General features: G+C 69.8%; 15 protein-coding genes. 9 read left to right on the top strand and 6 right to left on the bottom strand.

Annotated features, from left to right (window positions below):
* Nucleotides 1–26 precede the first annotated feature (26 nt).
* Complete coding sequence (locus tag OHS57_RS21625) at nt 27–521, bottom strand: ATP-binding protein (RefSeq protein WP_041986405.1); 495 nt, start codon at nt 519–521, stop codon at nt 27–29.
* 310 nt (nt 522–831) lie between these two features.
* On the opposite strand from OHS57_RS21625, the gene OHS57_RS21630 reads away from it, so the two are divergent.
* The 3 genes from OHS57_RS21630 (at nt 832) to OHS57_RS21640 (ending at nt 3882) form a co-directional block, all read left to right on the top strand.
* Entirely contained in the window at nt 832–1704 is an 873-nt protein-coding gene (locus OHS57_RS21630) for a helix-turn-helix domain-containing protein (protein WP_198533233.1), read from the top strand.
* An 86-nt stretch (nt 1705–1790) separates the two neighbouring features.
* Nucleotides 1791–3248: an aldehyde dehydrogenase family protein gene (locus tag OHS57_RS21635; protein WP_328583068.1), complete on the top strand. Its 1458-nt coding sequence runs from the start codon at nt 1791–1793 to the stop codon at nt 3246–3248.
* A gap of 19 nt (nt 3249–3267) precedes the next feature.
* Nucleotides 3268–3882: a PadR family transcriptional regulator gene (locus tag OHS57_RS21640; protein WP_041986401.1), complete on the top strand. Its 615-nt coding sequence runs from the start codon at nt 3268–3270 to the stop codon at nt 3880–3882.
* Nucleotides 3883–3891: 9 nt separating this feature from the next.
* Here the strand turns inward: OHS57_RS21640 and OHS57_RS21645 are convergent, their stop codons facing one another.
* The 3 genes from OHS57_RS21645 to OHS57_RS21655 form a co-directional block, all read right to left on the bottom strand.
* On the bottom strand, nt 3892–5334 hold the full coding sequence (locus OHS57_RS21645) for a glutamate decarboxylase (protein WP_041986398.1): 1443 nt from the start codon (nt 5332–5334) through the stop codon (nt 3892–3894).
* 100 nt (nt 5335–5434) lie between these two features.
* A complete protein-coding gene (locus tag OHS57_RS21650; RefSeq protein ID WP_328583069.1) occupies nt 5435–6709 on the bottom strand; it encodes an ion channel protein in 1275 nt (424 codons plus the stop codon).
* 141 nt (nt 6710–6850) lie between these two features.
* Entirely contained in the window at nt 6851–7219 is a 369-nt protein-coding gene (locus tag OHS57_RS21655; protein WP_041986391.1) for a YbjQ family protein, read from the bottom strand.
* 170 nt (nt 7220–7389) lie between these two features.
* On the opposite strand from OHS57_RS21655, the gene OHS57_RS21660 reads away from it, so the two are divergent.
* Entirely contained in the window at nt 7390–8121 is a 732-nt protein-coding gene (locus tag OHS57_RS21660; RefSeq protein WP_328583070.1) for a DedA family protein, read from the top strand.
* 26 nt (nt 8122–8147) lie between these two features.
* Here the strand turns inward: OHS57_RS21660 and OHS57_RS21665 are convergent, their stop codons facing one another.
* Together OHS57_RS21665 and OHS57_RS21670 are read right to left on the bottom strand one after the other, a co-directional pair.
* The gene (locus OHS57_RS21665) at nt 8148–9824 is read right to left on the bottom strand and encodes a threonine/serine ThrE exporter family protein (protein WP_328583071.1); all 1677 of its coding nucleotides are present in this window, start codon (nt 9822–9824) and stop codon (nt 8148–8150) included.
* A gap of 153 nt (nt 9825–9977) precedes the next feature.
* Nucleotides 9978–10478, bottom strand: a complete 501-nt coding sequence (locus OHS57_RS21670) for an inorganic diphosphatase (RefSeq protein WP_041986385.1) — start codon at nt 10476–10478, stop codon at nt 9978–9980.
* A gap of 176 nt (nt 10479–10654) precedes the next feature.
* Between OHS57_RS21670 and dacB the strand changes: the two genes are divergently transcribed.
* The 5 genes from dacB (at nt 10655) to ftsH (ending at nt 17408) form a co-directional block, all read left to right on the top strand.
* Nucleotides 10655–12088: a D-alanyl-D-alanine carboxypeptidase/D-alanyl-D-alanine endopeptidase gene (gene dacB / locus OHS57_RS21675; protein WP_328583072.1), complete on the top strand. Its 1434-nt coding sequence runs from the start codon at nt 10655–10657 to the stop codon at nt 12086–12088.
* Nucleotides 12089–12193: 105 nt separating this feature from the next.
* Nucleotides 12194–13345 carry a zinc-dependent metalloprotease gene (locus OHS57_RS21680; protein ID WP_328583073.1) on the top strand — a complete coding sequence of 384 codons (1152 nt, stop codon included), beginning with the start codon at nt 12194–12196 and terminating at the stop codon, nt 13343–13345.
* 202 nt (nt 13346–13547) lie between these two features.
* The gene (tilS, locus tag OHS57_RS21685) at nt 13548–14564 is read left to right on the top strand and encodes a tRNA lysidine(34) synthetase TilS (RefSeq protein WP_041986374.1); all 1017 of its coding nucleotides are present in this window, start codon (nt 13548–13550) and stop codon (nt 14562–14564) included.
* 87 nt (nt 14565–14651) lie between these two features.
* A complete protein-coding gene (hpt, locus tag OHS57_RS21690; RefSeq protein ID WP_041986371.1) occupies nt 14652–15206 on the top strand; it encodes a hypoxanthine phosphoribosyltransferase in 555 nt (184 codons plus the stop codon).
* A gap of 174 nt (nt 15207–15380) precedes the next feature.
* Nucleotides 15381–17408 carry an ATP-dependent zinc metalloprotease FtsH gene (gene ftsH, locus OHS57_RS21695; protein ID WP_041986369.1) on the top strand — a complete coding sequence of 676 codons (2028 nt, stop codon included), beginning with the start codon at nt 15381–15383 and terminating at the stop codon, nt 17406–17408.
* Nucleotides 17409–17478 lie beyond the last annotated feature (70 nt).

Here is a 17478-nt window from a genome sequence, read left to right on the forward strand (position 1 = left end):
CGTGGTCAGCCGTCAGCCGTCAGCTCTCAGTCCTTCTGAAGCTGGAACAGCGCCCAGACGACCTTGCCGTGCAGTGTTCCGGCGAGCGGGTGCCAGCCCCAGGTGTCGCTGAACGACTCCACCAGGAACAGCCCGCGACCGGATTCGGCCGCACAGCTCTCGTCGACCTCCTGCGTCTCCGGGCTGGCGTAGCTCGGATCGCGCACGGCACAGACCAGCCGGCTCTGCCACCGCATCAGATGCAGCCGTACCGCGGAGTCGGAGTGCTCACGCGGGGTGTCGGCGGGCAGCGCGTGCCGCAGGGCGTTGGTGACGAGTTCCGACACGACGAGCGCGACATCGTCGAAACGGTCGCTGAGACCCCACTGGTCGAGCGTGGCTCTGGTGAACTGGCGTGCTCCGCGCACTGCTTCGTACCGGGCGGGGAGGGCGCACGACGCCGAGCTGGACGCAGCAGTCGGATCGATCGGAGGGAGCCCGCGCCTTAACGGCTCAAGCATGGTCGATCCATTCGTCCCCATGCGGGCACTCCCGGGGTTCGCGGCCGTGGCGATACTGCGGTGGTCTGAAACGAGCACGCAGGTGCGCGAGCACCATGGTTCCCAATGCGCAGGGCAGATGCAAGGGCAGATGCACGTGCAGCTGCCTGTCTTGACCCTTCGTAGGGTGTTTCCAACCGATTTCTTCTTCTGGCTGCTTCTGTCCTCTTCCCAAAGGCTTCTTATTTCCGTAATCGAATGAGTACGCGCTGAAGCGTTTTGGTGGCAGAATCCGGCACTTGGGGTTCGGGGGTGCTCCAGCAGATGTCCATGGATGGGGAGGGTTGGAGACGTGACCGCAACCGAATCGGGCGGTTCCGTGGTGCGGCGCATCCTTCTTGGCTCACAGCTGAGAAGACTGCGCGAGACACGCGGCATCACACGTGAGGCCGCCGGCTACTCGATCCGCGCATCCGAATCCAAGATCAGTCGTATGGAGTTGGGACGGGTGAGCTTCAAGGCCAGAGACATCGAGGACCTGCTGACCCTCTACGGCGTCGCCGACGAACGCGAGCGAGGGGCACTTCTCGGCCTCGCACGCGAGGCCAACGTCGCGGGCTGGTGGCACAGTTACAGCGATGTGCTGCCCGGCTGGTTCCCAACCTACATCGGTCTGGAAGGTGCCGCCTCGCTGATCCGGGTCTACGAAGTGCAGTTCGTCCACGGCCTGTTGCAGACCGAGGCGTACGCGCACTCCGTCGTCACCCGCGGTATGCCCAACCCGGAGGCGCACCGCGCCGAGATCGACCGCAGGGTCGCCCTGCGTCTTGAGCGGCAGAAGGTGCTGGTCTCCGAGCGCGCTCCGCACTTCCACGCCGTCCTCGACGAGGCGGCGCTGCACCGTCCTTACGGTGACGCCTCGGTGATGCGGGGTCAGCTGACCCATCTGATCGAGGCCTCCGAGCAGCCGAACATCACGCTCCAGGTCATGCCGTTCAGCTTCGGCGGCCATGCCGGCGAGACCGGCTCGTTCGCGATGCTGACCTTCCCCGAGTCCGATCTGTCCGACGTCGTGTTCATGGAGCAGCTGACGAGCGCGCTCTACGTGGACAAGCGTGAGGAGGTCGCCCAGTACGAACGGGTGATGCAGCGCCTGCACGCGGACAGTCCCGGACCGGAGAAAACGCGCGACCTGCTGCACCGGCTGCTGACGCAGCTGTCCTGAAGGATCCGCCCCAACTGTCCACGCACGCCCGTACGATGGCGGGACATCAGTCCACGCGCTTGTGCGACGACGCGACGAGGGGTCTCATGTCCTTCTTCACCAACCTGGCCCACCAGTACATCGACGGTGAGTGGAAGCCCGGGAGTGGGTCCTGGGACATCATCGACTTCAACCCGTACAACGGGGAGAAGCTCGCGTCGATCACGGTGGCCACGGCTGACGAGGTGGACCAGGCGTACCGGGCGGCCGCGCGTGCGCAGGAGGCGTGGGGCGCAGCCAACCCGTACACCAGGCGGCTGGTGTTCGAGCGGGCGCTGCGGCTGGTCGAGGACCGCGAGGCCGAGATATCCGAGGCCATCGTGGCCGAGCTGGGCGGTACGCGGCTGAAGGCGGCCTTCGAGCTGCATCTCGTCAAGGAGTTCCTGCGCGAGGCCGTGCAGGTGGCGCTGCGCCCCGAGGGCCGGATCCTGCCGTCGCCGATCGACGGCAAGGAGAACCGCGTCTACCGGCTGCCCGTCGGAGTCGTCGGGGTCATCAGCCCGTTCAACTTCCCCTTCCTGCTGTCGATCAAGTCGGTCGCGCCCGCGCTGGCGCTCGGCAACGCCGTGGTGCTCAAGCCGCACCAGAACACGCCGATCTGCGGCGGGGCGCTGGTCGCCAAGATATTCGAGGACGCGGGGCTGCCGGCGGGCCTGCTGAACGTCGTGATCACGGACATCGCGGAGATCGGTGACGCGCTCATCGAGCACCCGATCCCCTCCGTCATCTCCTTCACCGGGTCCGACGCGGTCGGCCGCCATGTCGCGACCGTCTGCGCGGCCAACTTCAAGCGCGCCATCCTCGAACTGGGCGGCAACAGCGCGCTGATCGTGCTGGACGACGCCGACATCGACTACGCGGTCGACGCGGCGGTCTTCAGCCGGTTCGTGCACCAGGGCCAGGTCTGCATGGCGGCCAACCGCATCCTGGTGGACCGCGCGGTGGAGAAGGAGTTCACCGAGAAGTTCGTCGCCAAGGTGCGGACGCTGAAGGCCGGCGACCCGGCCGACCCGTCGACGCACATCGGTCCGCTCATCAACTCCCGTCAGGCCGAGGCCGTTTCGAAGACCGTCACGGACGCGGTCGCGGCGGGCGCGACAGCCCTGCTGCACGGCGGCACCGAAGGCAACGTTGTCTCGCCCTCCGTACTGACCGGCCTCGCCGCCGACTCGCCCCTCCTGTCGCAGGAGATCTTCGGCCCCGTCGCGATCCTCGTCCCGTTCGACGGCGAGGACGAGGCGGTCCGTATCGCCAACGACACCCCGTTCGGGCTGAGCGGCGCCGTGCACACCGGCGACATCGAGCGCGGGGTGAAGCTGGCGCACCGGGTGCGGACCGGCATGATCCACATCAACGACGGCACGGTCCACGACGAGCCGATCGTCCCGTTCGGCGGCGAGAAGCACTCGGGCTCGGGACGGCTGAACGGCGAGTCGATGATCGACGCGTTCACCACCCAGAAGTGGATCTCCGTCCAGTACGGGCGCTCGCAGTTCCCGTTCTGAGGGGCAATAGCCTGGGCGGATGTCAGCGATCCGTTTGCTCGTGCTCGGCGCGGTGCGCCAGCACGGGCGGGCCCACGGCTACCAGGTCCGCAACGACCTGGAGTACTGGGGCGCCCACGAGTGGTCCAACGCCAAGCCGGGCTCGATCTACCACGCCCTGAAACAGCTCGCGAAGCAAGGCGCCCTGCTGGCGCACGAGGTCGCGCCGAGCACGGCGGGCGGCCCGCCGCGCACGGAGTACGAGCTGACCGAGGCGGGCACGGCCGAGTACTTCCGGCTGCTGCGCGAATCCCTGGTCTCCTACGACCAGAAGATGGACGTGCTCTCCGCCGCGCTCGGCTGCATCGTCGATCTGGAGCGGGCCGAGGTCGTCGGCCTGCTCGGCGAGCGGCTGCGGGCGATCCAGGCCTGGCGGGACGCGGTGACCGAGCACTACGTCCCCGACGAGGGCCCGGAGTCCCTCGGCCACATCGGCGAGATCATGCACCTGTGGATCCACTCCGCCGACACCGGCGCCGAATGGACACGCGGCCTGATCCGGCGCATCGAGGCCGGCGCTTACACCTTCGCCGGTGAGGGCGAGCCGTTCGTCGGGGTGCTCGCGGACGGTCAGGTGAATCCGTACGGCGGCTGACGCGGCCGATCAGTGGTGGAACGCCGTGACCTGCGACTTGTCCCGGTTCAACGGGTGCTCCTGGAGCCGCAGTTCCGGCACGATCTGCTCCAGGTCGGCGAGCAGCAGAGCGCCCAGGTCGGCGGAGAAGCCGTTGCGGCAGACGATCCGCAGCACCGACAGGTCCTGCCGGTCGGCGGGGAAGGTGTACGCGGGCACCAGCCAGCCGCGCTCGCGCAGCCGCCGTGACACGTCGAACACGTCGAAGTTCGTCACGCCCGGCGCCGTCGTGAAGGCGAAGACCGGCAGTTCGTCGCCCCGGGTGAGCAGCAGGAACTCGTCCATCGCGCCGATCCGGTCGGCCAGTCGCATCGCGATGGACCTGGCCGTCTGCTGCACCGCGCGGAACCCCTCCCTGCCCAGCCGCAGGAAGGTGTAGTACTGCGCCACGACCTGCGCGCCGGGACGGGAGAAGTTCAGCGCGAAGGTGGGCATGTCACCGCCCAGATAGTTCACCCGGAAGACCAGCTCCTCGGGCAGCTCCTCCGGGGTGCGCCACAGCGCCCAGCCGACGCCGGGGTAGACGAGCCCGTACTTGTGCCCCGAGGTGTTGATGGACGAGACGCGCGGCAGCCGGAAGTCCCAGACCAGGTCCTCGTCGAGGAAGGGCGCGATCATGGCGCCGGACGCGCCGTCCACATGGACGGGGACGTCCAGGCCCGTCCGCTCCTGGAAGGCGTCGAGTTCGGCGCACAGCTCGGCGACCGGTTCGTACGACCCGTCGAAGGTCGAGCCGAGCACGGCCACCACACCGATGGTGTTCTCGTCGCAGAGCTCGACGGCGGCCCGCGGGTCGAGGTGGAAGCGGTCGCCCTCCATGGGCACCTGCCGGATCTCCACCTCCCAGAAGTTGCAGAACTTCTCCCAGCAGACCTGGACGTTGATGCCCATGACGAGATTCGGCCTGGCCGTCGCCGGATAGCGGTCGGCGTTGCGCTTGGCCCAGCGCCGCTTCAGCGCCATCCCGGCGAGCATGCACGCCTCGCTGGAGCCGGTGGTCGAGCAGCCGACGGTCGTCGAGGGGTCCGGGGCGTTCCACAGATCGGCGAGCATGACCACACAGCGCCGCTCCAGCTCGGCGGTGCGCGGGTACTCGTCCTTGTCGATCATGTTCTTGTCCAGGCACTCGTCCATCAGCCGCCCCGCCTGCGGCTCCATCCAGGTGGAGACGAAGGTGGCGAGGTTGAGCCGCGAGTTGCCGTCGAGCATCAGCTCGTCATGGACCAGCTGGTACGCCGTCTCGGGCGGGATCGGTCCGTCGGGCAGCCGGTGGGTGGGCGGCGCCGAGTTCATCTCGCTCGTCGGGTCGGCAGCGCCGAAGAACGGGTTGAGCGAGAGACGGCGCATCTCGGCGTGGTCCTCGGCCGCGGCCTGGGCGTCCCCGGAGTCGTTCGTACCTGGGCGGAGCGGCATGAGCTGATCTCCTCGCGACGGGTCCGGTCCCTCTCCCGCGAGGATACGAAGGAACCCGCCGCACCGCCCGGCGGCGTGCCTCCGTTTTTCCGGCGGTCCGTCAGCGCAGCGAGGTGCCGTCCTTCTTGAGCTGCATCAGCGGACGGCCCGTGACCAGCAGCCACGCCGGGATCGTCGCCACGCAGAGCAGCGGCAGCACATTGGGGTCGGCGACCAGGACGGCGGCGGTGAACAGACTGAGCCAGCCCTGCCGGGTGACGGCGAGCAGCACGCCGAGCGCGCCGCAGACCACCCCGAGCGTGGCCGGTACGGCGGGGACCAGCGCGTGCGCGCACAGACCGAGGGAGACGCCGGCGAAGAGGGCGGGGAAGATCCGGCCGCCCCGGAACCCGCAGGCCGCCGCGACCACGACCGCCGCCAGCTTCACCACCGCCATCAGTGCGAACGACCCCGCCGACCAGCCGCCCGGGTCGGCGGCGAGCGTCTTCACCTGGTCGAGCCCCTTGAACAGGGTCAGCTTCCCGCCGAGCGCGCCGAGCAGCCCGAGCACGACACCGCCGACGGTCAGCGTCAGCACCGGGTTCCTGAGCGTGCGGAACGCGGTGTGCGCGTACGGCAGGCAGTACACCGCCGCCATGCCCAGCAGCGCCGCCGCCGACGCGATGACCAGCGCGGCCAGCAGGTCGCCCCAGGTGGTGCCGTGGTAGCCGGGCAGGTCCAGGTCGAAGGTCGGGTGCGAGATCAGCACCGTGGTCAGCCCGCCCGCGCCCGCGGCGATCAGCGGCCCGAAGAGCTTGTCCCACAGCGAGCCGGGGCCCGGCCGGGAGCTGAGCGTCTCGGAGAGGACCAGCGCCGCCGCCACCGGCGTACCGAACAGCGCGCCGATCGTGCCGGCGGCGCCGAGCGCGACCCAGACCATGGTGGGGCTCTGCGGCGCGATCTTGCGGCCCAGCCAGTAGGTGAGGGCGATGTTGGCGGCGGTGATCGGGTTCTCGGGACCGACGCTCACGCCGCCCGCGAGGGCCAGCGTCGCCGCCAGCAGCAGACCGGGCAGGACACCCGGAGCCATCGGCTCGTCGACGAGCCCGGTGGTGGCCGGATCGGGTCCCGCGTGGCCGGGGACGAGCAGGACCACCAGCCCCACGGCGATCCCGGTCGCCGTGAGGACCACGATCATCCACAGGATCGAGTAGCGGCCGATCCCGAGGGCGTCGGGCAGCGTCTGCCACAGGACGTCCTCCAGCAGGTCGGCGAGTTCGCTCACGCCGAGGAGCACCAGGCTCGCGACGACGCCGATCAGCAGCGAGGGAAGGACCAGGGGCAGCAGGGTGCGCGCTGACGGCGCGGGGGGAGCGTGCTGAGCGTCGGTGGCCACGCGGTCACCGTAACGGGACAAAAGCCCCGGAACGGCCCGGGAAACGAGTCACGGGAAATGGGCCACGGGAAACGGGTCACGGGAAACGGGTCACGGGCCGGCCGGCTCGCTTCAGCCGGCCGGCCCGTCCTCGCCGTGCCGTCAGGCGGTGGGTTCGAGCACCACGGCCGTGCCGTACGCGCACACCTCGGTGCCGACGTCGGCCGCCTCGGTCACGTCGAACCGCATCATCAGGACGGCGTTCCCGCCGCGCGACCTGGCCTGCTCGACGAGCCGTTCCATCGCCTGGTTACGGGTCTCCACGAGGGTCTTCGTCAGCCCCTTCAGTTCGCCACCGACCAGGGACTTCAGCCCGGCGCCGAACTGGCTGCCGACGTTCCGGGAGCGGACGGTCAGGCCGAAGACCTCACCGATCACCTGCCGGACCTGGTAGCCGGGCACGTCGTTCGTGGTGACGACGAGGACGTCGTCGCCGGTACCCTGGCCGCCGCCGTATTCTTCCGTTCCCATGTGCCGTCCCTCTCTCCGAACTCTCCCTGGTTGCACCTTCGTACTCGTCTGCCCCGCCCGCACCCCGGCAGACGGGTGGAACCGCAGGAGCCCGGCGGACGTTGATAGCTTTGGGCGGCCGACAACGCCGATTCGACGATCGACCGACACGACACAGGAGTCCCGAACCCGTGACCACCATTGCGCTCGGACCCAGCTGGCTGGACCCGGACCAGCTGATCGGGACCTTCGGTCTCCTCGGCGTCCTGGTGGTGGTCTTCGCCGAGTCGGGCCTGCTCATCGGGTTCTTCCTGCCGGGCGACTCGCTGCTGTTCACCGCCGGACTGCTGGTCACGGCCGGTTCCCTGGACCAGCCGCTGTGGCTCGTCTGCACCCTGGTCGCCGTCGCGGCGATCGTCGGTGACCAGGTCGGCTATCTCTTCGGCCGCAAGGTGGGCCCCTCGCTCTTCCGGCGGCCCGACTCCAAGATCTTCAAGCAGGAGAACGTCGAGAAGGCGCACGAGTTCTTCGAGAAGTACGGCCCGAAGTCGCTGGTCCTGGCCCGGTTCGTGCCCGTGATCCGTACGTTCACGCCGATCATCGCCGGCGTCAGCAAGATGAACTACCGCTCGTTCATCACGTTCAACATCATCGGCGGCACGCTGTGGGGCGCCGGGGTCACGCTGCTGGGCGCGGCGCTCGGCAAGGTCGACTTCGTCAACGCGCACATCGAGCTGATCCTGGTCGCCATCGTGCTGGTCTCCGTGGTGCCGATCGCGATCGAGTACCTGCGGGCCCGTTCGAAGTCCAAGAAGGCCGCGGCCCAGGCGCCGCAGCAGCCCGCCGGTACGGCGGGCCGTGACGGCGCGCCGGGCCCCGAGGCGCCGGGCACCGGTGGCCGCAGGCGCCACGCCAAGAACTGACGCGGGCACCCGCACAGCGGGCGGGGTCAGAACCCGCGCGTCCGTTTGGCCGCGCGGCGCCCCGAGGTGCGGCCCCCGCCCGGCACCCGCAGGAACAGCCGGGAGATCTCCCCACCGAGGTTGACCCCGATCGCGATGGCCAGGGCCAGCGCCACCGCCTTCGACAGCGAGGCGAGCCCCTTGTCCAGGTCGTTCTGGGCGATGCCGAGGAGCCCGAAGTACGTCGCGGAACCGGGCAGCAGCGGACCGATCGCCGCGGTCACGTACGGCAGCGCCGAAGCGAACTGGTAGCGGGACAGCAGCTGCCCGAACAGGCCGACCAGCCCGGCGGCCACCGCCGTCGCCGCGACCGGCGAGATGTGGCCCACGTCGTGCATCGCCGCGTACACCACCCACGCCACCCCGCCGTTGAGCGAGACCAGCAGCACGGTCGACCGCTCCTGCTGGAGCAGGATCGCGAAGGCGAAGCTCAGCGCCACCGACACCAGGATCTGCAGCAGCGGGCGGGGATGGGTGTGGATCGACGAGTCCGGGTTCAGCTCGGCGCCCAGCTGCACGCCGAGATAGAGCACGAGCAGCACCCCGATGACGATCGCGATGAAGAAGTACATGACTTCCAGCAGTCGCGCCGACGCGGTGATGTAGTAACCCGTCAGGCCGTCCTGCACGCCAGCGACCAGGGCCCGTCCCGGCAGCAGGGCGAACAGCCCACCGGTGACGACGGCCGACGGCCTGATGTCCCAGTGCTCGGCGGAACTGAGCAGGGTCAGCGCCACCCCCATCGCCGCCGGCGGCATCGCCGCGATCACGAACTGGTAGAACTCCGGCAGCCCGCGCCCCGCGCACAGCCAGGCCAGCCGGTCGCCGAGCATCGCGCAGAGCGCAGCCGCGACGAAGACCACCAGGTCACCGCCGACCAGCACGGAGGCGGAGCCCGCCAGCACCCCGCTCGCCACCGTCAGCGCCCAGCCGGGGTACGGGTGCCGGTTACGCCGGATCTCGGCGAGCCGCCGGTACGCCTCCTCCAGCGTGACGTCCGTCGACTCGGTGGTGATGTCGTCGATGAGCGTGTAGACGGCCGCGAGCCGCGTGTAGTCGGTGCCCCTGCGCCGTACGGTCCGACTGGCCGTCACCGGGTCCTCGACCAGGGACGGCTGATGGGAGATCGACAGCAGCGTGAACGTGACGGTCGGCTCGCAGCGGTCGAGTCCGTACGCCCGGCTGACGCCGAACATCGCCGTCTCGACGTCCTCCGCGCCCTCACCGCCCGCCAGCAGCAGCTCCCCGATACGCAGCGTCAGGTCCAGCACGCGCGGTACGGCGGGCCCCGCGTCGTCGTGCCGCTGCACCGGCTCCGGTACGGGCCGCTCGCCGACCGGCATCCGCAGCAGGGTGCGCATCTGGTCCTGCCAGGGCGCCTCCTTGACTATGCGGACCATCGGGATGCCCTCGGCCGGGGTGAAGGCGGGCGGCGACTGCCGGACCCCGTACGAGGCGGGCAGCCCCGGGGGAGTGTCGAAGGCGGAGCCCTCGCTGCCGGCCGGCTGCTCGGTGTTCAGCCCTTCGGGCAGCGCGAATTCGGAGGTGGGGCGGTCGTCGTCGGGGACCGGCGGCTGTTCCACCCCGAAGGGTGGGGTGAAGGCGCTGTGTGCCTCGTCCGACTGAGGTTTCCGGTCCTCCGGACCGTCCGGCTCGGCCACCACTTAGCTTCCACACGTCCTCTCGTCGCCCGTCCTGTCACACCTGTCCCCGCCCGCGTCTGCCCAGTATGGGCACGGTCATGGGCCGCCACACGCCGACGGGCGGCACCCCCCGGAGGGTGTGCCGCCCGTCGTGGCGCTCAACTCGCGCGTACGTCAGTGCTGGTGCGTGCCGCCCTGCGCCTGGAGGCGCTTGTACGAGTTCTCGATCTCGGCCTCGGCCTCGGCGCGGCCGACCCAGTCGGCGCCCTCGACGGACTTGCCGGGCTCCAGGTCCTTGTAGACCTCGAAGAAGTGCTGGATCTCCAGCCGGTCGAACTCCGACACGTGGTGGATGTCCCGCAGGTGCTCGACGCGGGGGTCGGAGGCCGGGACGCACAGCAGCTTGTCGTCGCCGCCCGCCTCGTCCGTCATCCGGAACATGCCCACGGCGCGGCACTTGATGAGGCAGCCGGGGAACGTCGGCTCGTCCAGGATGACCAGCGCGTCCAGCGGGTCGCCGTCCTCGCCGAGGGTGTTCTCGACGAAGCCGTAGTCGGCCGGGTAGCTCGTCGAGGTGAAGAGACGACGGTCAAGGCGGATGCGACCGGTCTCGTGGTCCACCTCGTACTTGTTCCGCGATCCCTTGGGGATCTCGATGGTGACGTCGAACTCCACGGGTGGCTCCTCCATGATCAACACATCTGTCCGGTGATGGTGTGCCCGCACGCGGAGGAGGCCCCCCGGATCGCCGCCTGACAGGCCGCATGGGCAGGGGTGCCATGCTCGCGGCAAGGCGCAGTGGTTAAGTGTCCCCCACGCAGCAGTGTGATCGCGAAAGGGGCTGGTCAGCCGTGCTTGAGCCGAAAGTGTGGCAGATCACGGCAGGTTCCGTGGTCGTCGGGCTGCTGGTTGCGGCCGGTGCGGTGGCGGCGGCCGGCCCCTGGGACAACGGTCAGCGTAAGGCCGAGCGGCAGTGGGCGGTCGCCCAGGGCCGTACGGGTGGCGCACATCACCAGGTGCGCCCGGCGCCTGGAGCCGCTCGGGAACCCGCGCCGGCACCCAGCGCGGGCGCCGTCCTGGCCGCGCTGGGCGGGTCGGGGCAGGGGTCCGGCCTGGCGGCCGAGAAGACGCCGGCGAGCGTGCCGAGGACCATCGCCCGCAAGCTCGACCCGCTCTTCGCCGACCCCGCGCTCGGCTCCCGGCACACCGGGGTCGTGGTCGACGTGGCGACCGGCAAGCAGCTCTACGCGAAGGGCGCCGCGGTCCCGATGACGCCCGCGTCGACCGTGAAGCTCGCGACGATGACCGCCGCCCTGTCCGCGCTCGGTCCCGACCACCGCATCGCGACCACCGTCGTCGCGGGCTCCGACGGGCGGAAGGTGACGCTGGTCGGCGGCGGCGACGCCACCCTCGACGCCAAGGGGCTCGCGGCGCTCGCCGACCAGACGGCGAAGGCCCTGCGGACCCGCGGCGTCAAGAAGGTCCACCTGGGCTTCGACACGTCCCTCTACTCGGGGCCGCGCCAGCACCCCATCGGCCCCAACGACAACATCGCCCCCGTCGTCGCGCTGATGAGCAACGAAGGCCGCCTCGACAGGTCCACCACCGGGCCCGCGCCGCGCAGCGGCGACCCCGCGGGCGCCGCCGCCCGGGAGTTCGCCGCGCTGCTGCGCGACCGGGGCATCGGTACGACGGCGCCGCCGCGCCCCGAGCGGGCGGCCAAGGACGCCGAGCGCGTCGCCAGGATCTGGTCGGCGCCGCTCTCGGCCCTTGTCGAGCGGGCACTGACCCAGAGCGACAACGACATCGCGGAGTCCCTGGCCCGGCAGACCGCCGTCGCCGCCGACGAGCCCGCCAGCTTCGCGGGCGCCGGGCGGGCCGTGCTGGCCCGGCTGAAGAAGCTGAAGCTGCCGCTCACCGGTGCGCGGCTCTCCGACGGCAGCGGGCTCAGCCGCCAGGACAAGGTCAGCGCGTCCCTGCTCACCGCACTGCTCGTACGGGACGGCGACCAGCAGTCCCCTGAGCTGCGCCCCGTGCTCACCGGGCTGCCCATCGCCGGGTTCAGCGGCACCCTGCGGGCCCGGTTCGCGGACGCGGCGCCGGCCGCCGGGCTGATCCGCGCCAAGACCGGCACCCTCACCGGCGTGAACACGCTCGCGGGCACGGTCGTCGACGCGGACGGCCGACTGCTGGCCTTCGCCTTCATGGCGGGCTCGACCCCGGGCCCCGACGCGGCGCAGAAGGCCCTCGACCGGCTCGCCGCCACCCTCGTACCGACCGCCTGACCGCCCGCGCGTCGTCCCCCACGTCTCCCCTAGGGGGACACGTGGGGGAAGAACCGGGCCACCGACACCTCACCGCATTCCGCGCGGACAACGTACGGTTGACGCATGACGAGCATCGGTGGTGCCGAGATGGTCGACTGGAATCTCGCGGTGGCGACCGCGACCCGCCTCGTGCGGCCGGGTCCCGAGGTGAGCCGCGAGGAAGCGCGCGAGATCGTCGCGGAACTGCGGCGGCACGCGAAGTCCGCGGAGGAGCACGTCCGCGCGTACACGCGGATGATCCCCGAAGGAACGGAACCGGTGGACACCCCGGTCCTGGTCGTCGACAGGGCCGGCTGGGTGAAGGCCAACGTCGCCGGGTTCCGCGAGCTGCTGAAGCCCCTGCTGGAGAAGATGCAGGAGCGCAGGCAGAGCAGCAGCGGTCCGGGGGCCGCCGTCTTCGGCGCGGTCGGCGGCAAGGTCACCGGCGTCGAGCTGGGCATGCTGCTGTCGTTCATGGCGTCCCGGGTGCTCGGCCAGTACGAGACCTTCGCCCCCGACACCCGCGACCTGCCGTCGGCGGGCGGCGGCGGCCGGCTGCTGCTCGTCGCCCCCAACATCGTCCACGTCGAGCGTGAACTGGACGTCGACCCGCATGACTTCAGGCTCTGGGTCACCCTCCACGAGGAGACCCACCGCACCCAGTTCACCGGTGTGCCGTGGCTGCGGGACCACCTGGAGGGCGAGATCCAGTCGTTCCTCCGCGAGACCGACGTCGACCCCATGACGATTCTGGAGCGGCTGAGGGAAGCCGCCCAGTCGCTCGGCGGCAACCGCTCGGAGAGCGCGGCCGAAGGCGCGGCCGAGGACGACGACGAGGGCCGTTCCATCGTCGAACTGGTGCAGACCCCGGGCCAGCGCGAGGTGCTCGGCAGGATCACCGCCGTCATGTCCCTGCTCGAAGGCCACGCCGACTACGTGATGGACGGCGTGGGCCCGCAGGTCGTGCCGTCCGTCGCCGAGATCCGCGAGAAGTTCCAGCAGCGCAGGGCCAGCGGCGCGAGCCGGCTCGACCAGGCGCTGCGCAAGCTGCTCGGCCTCGACGCCAAGCTGCGCCAGTACCGCGACGGCGAGCGTTTCGTCCGGGCCGTGGTGGAAGAGGTCGGGATGGACGGCTTCAACCGGGTATGGACCTCGCCGAACACGCTCCCCACCAAGGCGGAGATCGCCAAACCGGCGGACTGGGTCGCGCGCGTGCACCGCAAGGCCGATTCCTGAGCGGGATTCCGGACCGCCGGAAACTGTCCGTAGCGTAAGAACGCCCCAGGTATCACCCATCCGAGGGACCGTAGGTGATGGGTAGGCGTGCGATGCTCGGGTATCGGCTCGGTTCTGTCACCATCGACGCACTCTGAGTGACGGACATCGTCCCGAATCCGAGCGAGGCACCTCCCGAAAAACATCACGAAGGGCACCGGACATGGGTCCCCATCCTGCGGTCGCGGCGATACGCCTGGCGGTTCGCCGCGTACTTCACGACATCCTCACCGACAGCACCCCGGCTTCCCGCGCCCCCGAGGCGGGACCGCCGCTGGTGCTCGTCGCCTGCTCCGGCGGCGCCGATTCCATGGCGCTCGCCTCCGCCCTCGCCTTCGAGGCCCCCAAGCTCTCCGTACGCGCCGGCGGTGTCACCGTCGACCACGGCCTGCAGAGCGGCTCCGACCGCCGCGCCGCCGAGGTCGTCGCCCGGCTGGGCGCCATGCGGCTCGACCCCGTCGAAGCCGTCGCCGTGACCGTCGGCCAGGCCGGCGGCCCCGAGGCAGCGGCGCGGGACGCCCGCTACGCCGCACTCGACCAGGTCGCCGAGGAACACGGTGCGGCGGCCGTCCTGCTCGGCCACACCCGCGACGACCAGGCGGAAACCGTTCTGCTCGGGCTCGCGCGGGGCTCCGGCACCCGGTCCCTGTCCGGTATGGCGGCCGTCTCGGGGGCGGCCGGCAGATACCGCCGCCCGTTCCTCACGATCGACCGTCAGACGGCCCGCAAGGCCTGCCTCGTGCAGTCGATCCCCGTCTGGGACGACCCGCACAACACCGATCCCGCCTACACCCGCTCCCGGCTGCGCCACGAAGGGCTGCCGGCCCTGGAGAAGGCGCTCGGCAAAGGCGTCGTCGAGGCCCTGGCCCGTACCGCCCAGCTCTCCCGTGACGACGCCGACGCACTCGACGCCTGGGCCGCCGACGCCGAGGGGACCGTACGGGACGCGGCGGGGCAGCTGGAGTGCGCCAAGCTGTACGCGCTGCCGCCCGCCGTCCGCCGCCGGGTGCTGCGCAGGGCCGCCATCACAGCGGGCGCCCCCGCGGGTTCGCTGTTCGCCCGGCACATCGAAGAGGTGGACCGGCTGATCACCGGCTGGCGGGGTCAGGCGGCCATCAACCTGCCCGGCCGCGTCGAGGCCAGACGGCAGGGTGGCAGACTGGTCATCCGGCAGGGCTGAAGTGCTGGGACCTGACGGTCTGAAGTTCTCCGGCTGTGTCCACCGGGGCCGCGATCCCGGACCCCGGCCGACAACGAAAGTGAAGCGGTGGACGACAAGGACCTCGGCAGCGACCTCCAGTCGGTGCTCATCACCAAAGAAGAGATCGACGCGAAGCTGGCCGAGCTGGCGGCGAAGATCGACGCGGAGTACGCGGGCAAGGACCTGCTCCTCGTCGGGGTGCTCAAGGGCGCCGTGATGGTGATGGCGGACCTGGCACGCGCGCTGTCCTCCCCCCTGACCATGGACTGGATGGCCGTCTCCTCGTACGGGGCGGGCACCCAGTCCTCCGGTGTCGTCCGGATCCTCAAGGACCTGGACACCGACATCAAGGGCAGGCATGTCCTGATCGTCGAGGACATCATCGACTCCGGACTGACCCTGTCCTGGCTGCTGTCCAACCTGGGCTCACGGGAGCCGGCCTCGCTGGAGGTCTGCACCCTGCTGCGTAAGCCGGATGCCGCAAAGGTCGCGATCGATGTGAAATGGATCGGTTTCGACATTCCCAGCGAGTTCGTCGTGGGTTATGGCCTTGATTACAACGAGAAGTACCGCAACATGCCTTTCGTCGGCACGCTGGCACCCCACGTCTACGGCGGCTGACCGGGGCGGGAACCCCTGCCACCCGCCCGGCGTTGGAGCAGGGGAAGGCGGGTTTGTCGCCGGTCCCGTGCGGTCGCGGGTGACAATGCTGGGGTACCGTCCGAAGAACAGTCTTTTTCTCACAGCAGCATTTACCTACGGGCAGGAGGGACGGAGCGTCATCGCTCCGTATGGATGGACGTGAAGCGATACTTCCGTGGGCCGGTCATGTGGATCGTGCTGGCCGTCCTCGCCGTGGTCGTGTTGATGCAGGTCGTCGGCTCGTCGGGCGGCTACAAGACAGTGGACACCGGCGAGGTCGTCCAGGCGATCTCCAAGAACCAGGCCGAACAGGTCAAGCTGACCACTGGTGACGAACAGGTCATCAAGGTCGAACTCAAGTCCGGCCAGAAGATCAAGGGCAGCGACAAGATCCAGGCCAGCTACATCGGCACCCAGGGTGCCGACCTGGCCAAGACGCTGCAGTCCAAGTTCAACAACGGCGACATCAGCAAGGGCTACACGGTCTCACCGTCGAAGCAGAGCCCGTTCCTTTCGGTACTGATCTCGCTCGTTCCGTTCGTCCTCCTTGTCGTGGTGTTCCTGTTCCTGATGAATTCGATGCAGGGCGGCGGCTCCCGGGTCATGCAGTTCGGGAAGTCGAAGGCCAAACTGCTCACGAAGGACACGCCGAAGACGACCTTCGCCGATGTGGCCGGGTCCGACGAGGCGGTCGAGGAGCTCCACGAGATCAAGGAATTCCTCCAGGAACCGGCGAAGTTCCAGGCGGTCGGCGCCAAGATCCCGAAGGGTGTGCTGCTCTACGGCCCGCCCGGTACGGGTAAGACGCTGCTCGCCCGTGCCGTCGCCGGTGAGGCGGGCGTCCCGTTCTACTCGATCTCGGGTTCCGACTTCGTCGAGATGTTCGTCGGTGTCGGTGCGTCCCGTGTGCGTGACCTCTTCGAGCAGGCCAAGGCGAACGCCCCGGCGATCGTCTTCGTCGACGAGATCGACGCCGTCGGCCGGCACCGCGGTGCGGGTCTCGGCGGTGGCCACGACGAGCGCGAGCAGACGCTGAACCAGCTGCTCGTGGAGATGGACGGGTTCGACGTGAAGGGCGGCGTCATCCTGATCGCCGCCACGAACCGGCCCGACATCCTCGACCCCGCGCTGCTGCGCCCGGGCCGCTTCGACCGGCAGATCGCGGTCGACCGTCCCGACATGCAGGGCCGGCTGGAGATCCTGAAGGTCCACCAGAAGGGCAAGCCGGTCGCCCCGGACGTCGACCTGGGCGCTGTCGCCCGTCGTACGCCCGGCTTCACCGGCGCCGACCTGGCGAACGTGCTGAACGAAGCCGCGCTCCTCACGGCGCGCGGTGACCGCAAGCTCGTCGACAACAACGCGCTGGACGAGGCCATCGACCGCGTCGTGGCGGGCCCGCAGAAGCGGACCCGGATCATGTCCGAGAAGGAAAAGAAGATCACCGCGTACCACGAGGGCGGCCACGCCCTGGTCGCGGCGGCGTCTCCGAACTCCGACCCGGTGCACAAGATCACGATTCTGTCCCGAGGCCGGGCCCTGGGTTACACCATGGTCCTGCCCGACGAGGACAAGTACTCGACCACGCGCAACGAGATGCTCGACCAGCTCGCCTACATGATGGGCGGACGCGCGGCGGAGGAACTGGTCTTCCACGACCCGACCACCGGCGCCGCCAACGACATCGAGAAGGCGTCGGCGACGGCACGTGCCATGGTCACGCAGTACGGCATGACCGAGCGTCTGGGCGCGATCAAGTTCGGTGGCGACAACACCGAGCCCTTCGTCGGCCGTGAGATGGGCCATCAGCGCGACTACTCGGAAGAGGTCGCCGCGCTGGTCGACGAAGAGGTCAAGAAGCTGATCGAGACCGCGCACAACGAGGCCTGGGAGATCCTGGTCGAGAACCGCGACGTTCTCGACAACCTGGTCCTCCAGCTGCTGGAGAAGGAAACGCTCAACAAGGAGCAGATCGCCGAGGTCTTCTCGACGATCGTGAAGCGCCCGGCCCGTCCGGCGTGGACCGGCTCCTCGCGGCGTACGCCTTCGACACGGCCGCCGGTGCTCTCCCCGAAGGAGCTCGCTCTGACCAACGGGGCCAACGGTACGAACGGCGGCCTGCCCGCCGTGACGACCGGTGAGACACCGACCGAGGCGGTCCCCGAGGACCGTCCGGAGAGCTGATCCCGGGCGCCACAACAGGCCCGGAATGGATACCGCGCCCCCCAGGTTTTAGCCTGTGGGGGCGCGGTAT

It is taken from the genome of Streptomyces sp. NBC_00370, assembly GCF_036084755.1.
Classification (GTDB): Bacteria; Actinomycetota; Actinomycetes; order Streptomycetales; family Streptomycetaceae; genus Streptomyces.